The organism is Aeromonas sp. FDAARGOS 1410 (genome assembly GCF_019048745.1).
GTDB lineage: Bacteria > Pseudomonadota > Gammaproteobacteria > Enterobacterales > Aeromonadaceae > Aeromonas > Aeromonas jandaei.
This window is the reverse complement of the sequence record NZ_CP077401.1, coordinates 343,953-352,500: the sequence shown is the minus strand read 5'-3', so window position 1 is coordinate 352,500 and position 8,548 is coordinate 343,953. Positions and strand designations below refer to the sequence as shown.

The 8,548-nt window shown below is 58.2% G+C and carries 4 protein-coding genes, 1 tRNA gene and 3 rRNA genes (1 of these 8 running past the window's edge); all 8 read left to right on the top strand.

Annotated elements, in window-relative coordinates:
• Window positions 1-1,532: ribosomal RNA gene (locus I6L40_RS01645) — 23S ribosomal RNA — on the top strand; it begins 1,358 nt to the left of the window's first position.
• An 81-nt stretch (window positions 1,533-1,613) separates the two neighbouring features.
• Window positions 1,614-1,728 (top strand): 5S ribosomal RNA (gene rrf / locus I6L40_RS01640).
• A 47-nt stretch (window positions 1,729-1,775) separates the two neighbouring features.
• Window positions 1,776-1,851 (top strand) — tRNA-Thr (locus I6L40_RS01635).
• Between the two features lie 27 nt (window positions 1,852-1,878).
• Window positions 1,879-1,993: ribosomal RNA gene (gene rrf / locus I6L40_RS01630) — 5S ribosomal RNA — on the top strand.
• Window positions 1,994-2,158: 165 nt separating this feature from the next.
• Complete coding sequence (gene ebgR, locus I6L40_RS01625; protein WP_181269806.1) at window positions 2,159-3,124, top strand: transcriptional regulator EbgR; 966 nt, start codon at window positions 2,159-2,161, stop codon at window positions 3,122-3,124.
• Between the two features lie 321 nt (window positions 3,125-3,445).
• On the top strand, window positions 3,446-6,520 hold the full coding sequence (gene ebgA / locus I6L40_RS01620) for a beta-galactosidase subunit alpha (protein WP_216994902.1): 3,075 nt from the start codon (window positions 3,446-3,448) through the stop codon (window positions 6,518-6,520).
• Window positions 6,517-6,972, top strand: coding sequence for a beta-galactosidase subunit beta (locus tag I6L40_RS01615; protein ID WP_040067594.1), 456 nt, complete (start codon window positions 6,517-6,519; stop codon window positions 6,970-6,972). The genes ebgA and I6L40_RS01615 overlap by 4 nt, the downstream gene beginning before the upstream one ends.
• 102 nt (window positions 6,973-7,074) lie before the next feature.
• Complete coding sequence (locus I6L40_RS01610; RefSeq protein WP_071913676.1) at window positions 7,075-8,520, top strand: amino acid permease; 1,446 nt, start codon at window positions 7,075-7,077, stop codon at window positions 8,518-8,520.
• Window positions 8,521-8,548 lie beyond the last annotated feature (28 nt).

The window sequence follows — 8,548 nt, the reverse complement described above, 5'->3', positions numbered from 1 at the left end:
TAGTCGATGGGAAGCAGGTTAATATTCCTGCACGACTTGTAATTGCGATGGGGGGACGGAGAAGGCTAGGTGGGCCAGGCGACGGTTGTCCTGGTGAAAGTGCGTAGGCGGTACCTTTAGGTAAATCCGGAGGTGCAACGCTGAGACACGAGACGAACGCACTACGGTGCGGAAGCCATTGATGCCCTGCTTCCAGGAAAAGCCTCTAAGCTTCAGATTACAAGTCATCGTACCCCAAACCGACACAGGTGGTCGGGTAGAGAATACCAAGGCGCTTGAGAGAACTCGGGTGAAGGAACTAGGCAAAATAGTACCGTAACTTCGGGAGAAGGTACGCTCTTGTTGGTGAAGTCCCTTGCGGATGGAGCTGACGGGAGTCGCAGTGACCAGATGGCTGGGACTGTTTATCAAAAACACAGCACTCTGCAAACACGAAAGTGGACGTATAGGGTGTGACACCTGCCCGGTGCCGGAAGGTTAATTGATGGGGTTAGCGCAAGCGAAGCTCTTGATCGAAGCCCCGGTAAACGGCGGCCGTAACTATAACGGTCCTAAGGTAGCGAAATTCCTTGTCGGGTAAGTTCCGACCTGCACGAATGGTGTAACCATGGCCATGCTGTCTCCACCCGAGACTCAGTGAAATCGAATTCGCCGTGAAGATGCGGTGTACCCGCGGCTAGACGGAAAGACCCCGTGAACCTTTACTACAGCTTGGCACTGAACATTGAACCTACATGTGTAGGATAGGTGGGAGGCTTTGAAGGCGTGACGCCAGTTGCGCTGGAGCCGTCCTTGAAATACCACCCTTGTATGTTTGATGTTCTAACGCAGGCCCATGAATCTGGGCCGCGGACAGTGCCTGGTGGGTAGTTTGACTGGGGCGGTCTCCTCCCAAAGAGTAACGGAGGAGCACGAAGGTTGGCTAATCCTGGTCGGACATCAGGAGGTTAGTGCAATGGCATAAGCCAGCTTAACTGCGAGACGGACAGGTCGAGCAGGTACGAAAGTAGGTCATAGTGATCCGGTGGTTCTGAATGGAAGGGCCATCGCTCAACGGATAAAAGGTACTCCGGGGATAACAGGCTGATACCGCCCAAGAGTTCATATCGACGGCGGTGTTTGGCACCTCGATGTCGGCTCATCACATCCTGGGGCTGAAGTCGGTCCCAAGGGTATGGCTGTTCGCCATTTAAAGTGGTACGCGAGCTGGGTTCAGAACGTCGTGAGACAGTTCGGTCCCTATCTGCCGTGGGCGTTGGATGATTGAAGGGAGTTGCTCCTAGTACGAGAGGACCGGAGTGAACGAACCTCTGGTGTTCGGGTTGTCACGCCAGTGGCACTGCCCGGTAGCTAAGTTCGGAATCGATAACCGCTGAAAGCATCTAAGCGGGAAGCGAGCCCTGAGATGAGTCATCCCTGACCCCTTGAGGGTCCTAAAGGGCCGTTGGAGACCACAACGTTGATAGGTGGGGTGTGTAAGCGCGGCGACGTGTTGAGCTAACCCATACTAATTACCCGTGAGGCTTAACCATACAACACCCAAGAAGTGTTCTAAGGCTTGTAGCAAATACGAACGAATTACTTACGTCAGCTTTCTCAGATTGAAGATTTTGCCTGGCGGCAATAGCGCCGTGGAACCACCTGATCCCATGCCGAACTCAGAAGTGAAACGCGGTAGCGCCGATGGTAGTGTGGCATTCGCCATGCGAGAGTAGGACACTGCCAGGCACCCAATTTTAGATTACGCGGATAGCGTGGTCTTTACCGGTTAGTGTGCTGATATGGCTCAGTCGGTAGAGCGCATCCTTGGTAAGGATGAGGTCCCCAGTTCGATTCTGGGTATCAGCACCATCTTTAAGTTAGTTTTAAAAGCTTTTGCCTGACGGCAATAGCGCCGTGGAACCACCTGATCCCATGCCGAACTCAGAAGTGAAACGCGGTAGCGCCGATGGTAGTGTGGCATTCGCCATGCGAGAGTAGGACACTGTCAGGCACCTATTTAGAAGAGGCCTCCCATTCGGGAGGCCTTTTTGCGTTTCTGCGTTCCAAAAATCTGCCATGCCGCCGGCATTTTAGTAAAAGTGCTGGGCTATCAAGGGATTGCCCGTTACTCTTTAGCCGTTACCGATTAACACGTGATGCTGCCAGCGAGGTATTGATGGCTACGTTGAAGGAAATTGCACAGGAAGCGGGGGTTTCTCTCGCCACGGTATCCCGGGTACTGAACGAGGATCCCAGCCTGAGCGTCAAGGAAGAAACCAAGCAGCGGATCTTCGAAATTGCCGAGCGGCTGGAGTACAAGACCAGCAGCGCCCGCAAGGGGGTACACAAGAGCAAGCTGCACTTTCTGGTGGTCTATGCCTATCCCCAGAGTACCGAGGTCAATGACCCTTACTATCTCGCTATCCGTTATGGCATCGAGACCCAGAGTGCCCGCCTCAATATCGAGCTGACCCATCTCTACAACTGCGGTGAAGGGCGCGAACTGAGCGCCGTGGATGGCATTCTGGTGGTCGGTACCCTCACAGCCGAGCGTCTCGTCCAGCTAAGGGCTTGTTCCAGCCAGCTGGTGTTTGTCGACTGCCGTTCACAGGGAGAGTTCGACTCGGTCGATGTGGATCTCGCCCTGATCAGCCAGCAGGTAGTCGATTACTTCATCGCGCAGGGGCACCAGCGCATCGGCTATATCGGTGGCCAGGACGAGAATCCGGATCTGCGCGAACTGGCCTTCCGGGATTATGGCCAGCGGCTGGGGGTGGTGCAGGAGAGCGATCTCTATCGTGGGGACTTCTCCAGCGCTTCCGGCTACCAGTTGGCGAAGGAGATGCTGGCGGGTGACTGGCCCAAGGCGCTGTTCGTCGCCTCCGACTCCATCGCCATTGGTGTGCTGCGTGCCATCCACGAGAAGGGACTGGCGATTCCCCAGCAGATCGAGCTTATCAGCGTCAACGATATTCCGACCGCCAAGTTCACCTTCCCGCCGCTCTCAACGGTGCGGATCCACTCCGAGTTGATGGGCACCCAGGGGGTCAATCTGCTGGTTGAGCGGCTGCGAGACGAGCGGGATATTCCACTCCGGGTGCTGGTACCGAGCAAGTTGACCCTGCGTGGCACCACTCGCTGATTTTAGTAAAACATTCTGCTTTTTAGTCGCGCCATCTTGCGGTGGTGCGACACATCTCCCAATCAAACCTCTTTCCCATATCATCCAACAATTTCATATTATATTGTTTTATAATTGATTTTATTGCTACTCAGCAAGCTACTATCAACATCCATGCCACTCATCCATATCTTGCCCTCCTTTATCTCCCGCTTCTGATCTCGCTCACAAAACCATCTGTTCATTGTGATCAGGTTAAAACTTTACCAATTCAAAGCTGATATTTAGTAAATGTTTATCTAGAGTTTACCCAGTCAAAGTTGCCTTGTTCCGGGAGGACATGTGAATAACTGGGAAAACGTCCAATTTGTTGGTGAAAACAGGCTGGCCCCGCGCGCCTACTTCTTCTCTTATGCCGACCACGCGCTGGCGGCCACCATGCAGCGCGAGCTGAGCCGCCGTTTTCTGAGCCTTGGCGGCCAGTGGCAGTTCCACTACTTCGACCACCCCCTGCAGGTGCCGGAGGCCTTCTATCACAGCCCCATGAGCGAGTGGGGCCAGATCACCGTGCCCAACATGTGGCAGATGGAAGGACATGGTCAGCTGCAGTACACCGACGAAGGTTTTCCCTTCCCCATCGACGTGCCCTTCGTGCCGACCAACAACCCCACCGGCGCCTATCAGCGCAGCTTCACGCTGAGCCCGGCCTGGGACGGTGAGCAGGTGATCATCAAATTTGACGGGGTGGAGACCTACTTCGAGGTCTATGTGAACGGCCACTATGTCGGCTTCAGCAAGGGGAGCCGTCTCACTGCCGAGTTCGATATCAGCGCCTACGCCAACATTGGCGAGAACCTGCTGTCGGTGCGGGTGATGCAGTGGGCCGACTCCACTTACATCGAAGATCAGGACATGTGGTGGATGGCGGGGATCTTCCGCGACGTCTATCTGGTGGGCAAACCGGCCGCCCATGTGCAGGACTTCTTCATCCGCACCGCGCTGGCGGATGACAATCAAAGCGCCACCCTGAGCTGTGATATCCAGCTGGAGAATCTGGGGGCGGCAGCCCGTGATCACCGCCTGGTCTGGTCGCTGCTGGATCAGGGCAGCGAGATCGCCAGCGGCTCGCTCGACCATCTCGCCATCAATGGCAAGTGTGACTGCCGCTTCACGCTGGATCTGGCCACCCCCCGTCTGTGGAGCGCCGAAGACCCTTACCTCTATCAGCTACAGCTCTCCCTCTACAACGGTCAGGGCGAGCTGCTGGAAGTGATCCCGCAGCGGGTCGGGGTGCGTGAAATCAAGGTCAAGGATGGCCTCTTCTACGTCAACGGCCACTACCTCAAGCTGCACGGGGTGAACCGCCACGACAACGACCACCTCAAGAGCCGCGCGGTCGGTATGGACCGTGTTGAACGCGACATCGTGCTGATGAAGCAGCACAACCTCAACTCGGTACGCACCGCCCACTACCCGAACGACCCGCGCTTCTACGAGCTGTGCGACCAGTACGGCCTGTTCGTGATGGCGGAGACCGACGTGGAGACCCACGGTTTTGCCAACGTCGGCGATCTCAGCCGCATCACCGATGACCCCTTCTGGGAGCCGGTGTTCGTGGATCGCATCGAGCGACATGTGCACGCCCAGAAGAACCACCCCTCCATCATCATCTGGTCGCTCGGCAACGAGTCCGGCTACGGCTGCAACATCAGAGCCATGTACCAGCGCTGCAAGGCGATCGACCCGACCCGGCTGGTGCACTACGAAGAGGATCGCGATGCCGAGGTGGTGGATGTGGTGAGTACCATGTACTCCCGCGTCTCCCAGATGAACTGCTTTGGCGAGTTCCCGATGGCGAAGCCGCGCATCCTCTGCGAATACGCCCACGCCATGGGCAACGGCCCGGGTGGCCTTAGCGAATACCAGCAGGTGTTCGACCGCCATCCCCACATTCAGGGTCACTACATCTGGGAGTGGTGCGATCACGGCATTCTGGATCAGGACGAGCAGGGCCGCCCCGTTTACAAGTACGGTGGCGACTATGGCGACTACCCCAACAACTACAACTTCTGCATGGATGGCCTCATCTATCCGGATCAGACCCCGGGGCCTGGCCTGCGCGAATACAAGCAGGTGATCTGCCCGGTCAAGGTGCGCGCGCTGGATCTGGCGAGCGGCAAGCTGGCGGTGGAAAACCGCTACTGGTTCTCCAATCTTGACGATATCCGCCTGCTGGTCGAAGTGAAGGCCGAGGGCGAGCTGCTGGCCAGCCAGCAGATCCGGTTGGAAGGGGTTGCCCCCGGTGCCACCACTGAGCTGCAGCTCGAACTGCCATCCCTCGATGGGCGGGAAACCTTCGTCCAGCTGCGGGTCATCAAGGCCACCGCCACCCGCTACAGTGCGGCGGAGCACGAGCTGGGCCAGTACCAGTTCCGGCTGAAAGAGTCGACTCGCCAGCTGCAGCCCTTTGCCAATCCCAACGCTACTCCGTTGGATATCGCTGATGAGCGCCTCGCGCTGACCTTGAGCGGTAGCGGCTTTGCCCTGCGCTTCTCGCGCCTCGACGGCAAGCTGGTGAGCTGGCAGCAGGATGGTATCGAGCTGATTGAGCGCTCGCCGCGCCTCACCTTCTTCAAGCCGATGATCGACAACCACAAGCAGGAGTACGAGAGCCTGTGGCACCCGAACCACCTGCAGATCATGCAGGAGCACTTCCGCACTCTGAGCTGGCGCCAGCTGGGTGAGGCGGTCGAGGTGACGGTCGAGAGCCTGATCGCGCCGCCGGTGTTCGACTTCGGTATGCGCTGCCGCTACGTCTACACCCTGAGCCCGAACGGTCAGCTGCATGTAGCGCTGTCCGGTCAGCCCTACGGCGGTTATGACGACATCATCCCCAAGATCGGCTTCGAGCTGGGCATTCGTCAGGATCTCGACCGGGTGCACTACTACGGCATGGGGCCGGGCGAAAACTATCAGGACAGCCGCCAGAGCAACTGGATCGACAGCTTCCAGAGCACAGTCAGCGAGATGTGGGAGCACTACCCCTTCCCGCAGGATAACGGCAACCGCCAGCAGGTGCGCTGGGCGACCCTGACCAACCGCCACGGCGCCGGTCTCTACGTGCGACCCGATGCCCCCATCAACCTGAGCGTCTGGCCCTACAGCTGGGAGCATATCCACGCGGCGCAGCACATCAACGAGCTGGAACCGAGCGGTTATCTCACCCTCAATCTGGATCACAAGGTACTGGGGCTCGGCTCCAACTCCTGGGGCTCCGAGGTGCTGGACTCCTGGCGGGTGCGCTTCGAGCCATTCAGCTTCGGCCTGACCCTGCTGTCCATCGCCCGTGGCAACCTCAATCCGGCTGCGCTGGCCGAGCTCGATCTCACCATCAACGGCGGGAGGAACCTCGCATGATCACCCTGGACAACCTGACCCTGTTCAAAAACATCTACCGGGAGGGCAAGAAGTGGGGCCGCTGCGTGGAGGCCATCAACAACCTGCCGAACCTCAAGCCCGGCATCTGCCACTCCATCGGTGACTCCCTCACCTACCGCTTGCAGGAGGGGGCCAGCCCGGCCACCTCGTTGTTCGAGGGGCAGCGCCGCTACTTCGACGTTCACTACTACCTGGAAGGGGAAGAGACGGTGGAGTGGGCTGCCAAGAGCGAGCTGGCGGTCGAGCAGGCCTATGACGATACCACCGACCGCGAGTGGCTGGCCGGTGAGGTGCGTGAGCGCCAGCAGGTCGGCAATGGGCAGGTGGTGATCTTCGAGAACGACGAGGCCTACCGCTTCGTCGGCGATGCGCCGGTGCGCAAGGTGATCATCAAGGTCACCGTCGAAGGCGGCTACTTCAAAAACAAATAACAAGCCGCCGGTTCTGCACTGACAAAAGCCGGAAGGGCGGGGCTCACCCTACAAATCATGCCCCGCTCTTTCGCTAGATAACTACAGGTCTGGAGATGCACCATGTCTGATTCCAAACGCAATACGATAGGCAAGTTTGGTCTGCTGTCGCTCACCTTCGCGGCGGTATTTAGCTTCAACAACGTCATCAACAACAACATCGAGATCGGTCTGGCCTCGGCCCCGATGTTCTTTCTGGCCACCATTTTCTACTTCATTCCGTTCTGCCTCATCATTGCGGAATTTGTGTCACTGAACAAAAACTCCGAAGCGGGCGTCTATGCCTGGGTGAAGAGCTCCCTCGGCGGTCGCTGGGCCTTTATCTCCGCCTACACCTACTGGTTCGTGAATCTCTTCTTCTTCACCTCGCTGCTGCCGCGGGTTATTGCCTACGCCTCCTATGCCTTCCTCGGCTACGAGTACATTCTCACCCCGGTGGCGACCACGGCATTGAGCATGGTGCTGTTTGCCTTTGCCACTTACGTCTCCACCAACGGTGCCAAGATGCTCGGCCCCATCACCTCGGTGACCTCGTCCCTGATGCTGCTGCTGACCCTCTCCTACATTCTGCTGGCAGGTGCGGCACTGGTGGGCGGCGTGCAGCCGGCAGACCCCATCACGGTAGAGGCCATGGTCCCCGATTTCAGCTGGGCCTTCCTCGGCATCACCACCTGGATCTTTATGGCAGCCGGTGGCGCCGAGTCGGTGGCGGTCTACGTCAATGACGTGAAAGGTGGCTCCAAGTCCTTCGTGAAGGTGATCATCGTCGCCGGGATCTTTATCGGCGTGCTCTACTCCATTGCATCGCTGTTGATCAACGTGTTCGTCCACAGCGACACCCTGAAATATACCGGCGGCTCGGTGCAGGTGTTCGAGGGGCTGGCCGCTTACTTCGGCCTGCCGGAGATCCTGATGAACCGCTTCGTCGGGCTGGTCTCCTTCACCGCCATGTTCGGCTCCCTGCTGATGTGGACGGCGACCCCGGTGAAGATCTTCTTCTCCGAAATCCCGGCCGGCATCTTCGGCAAGAAGACGGTCGAGCTGAACGAGAACGGCGTGCCCGCCCGTGCAGCCTGGATCCAGTACCTTATCGTGCTGCCGCTGATGGTGATCCCGACTCTGGGCTCCAACACCGCGCAGGATCTGATGAACACCGTCATCAACATGACCGCTGCCGCCTCCATGCTGCCGCCGCTGTTCATCATGCTGGCCTACCTCAATCTGCGTTTGAAGCTCGACCACCTGCCGCGGGAGTTCAAGATGGGTTCGCGCACCACCGGCATCGCCGTGGTCTCGGTGCTGATCGCCATCTTCTCGGTGGGCTTCCTCGCCTCCACCTTCCCGACCGGCGCCGACATCATGACCATCATCTTCTACAACGTCGGCGGGGTCGTGATTTTCCTCGGCTTCGCCTGGTGGAAATACAACAGATACGAGGCCTCCCTCAGTGCCGAAGCGCGTGCCAAAGAGGCCCAGCCGACAGCGCAGGTTGCCATGCAGACGCCATAGCCACTGCATTGAATCCCAATCAAACCGG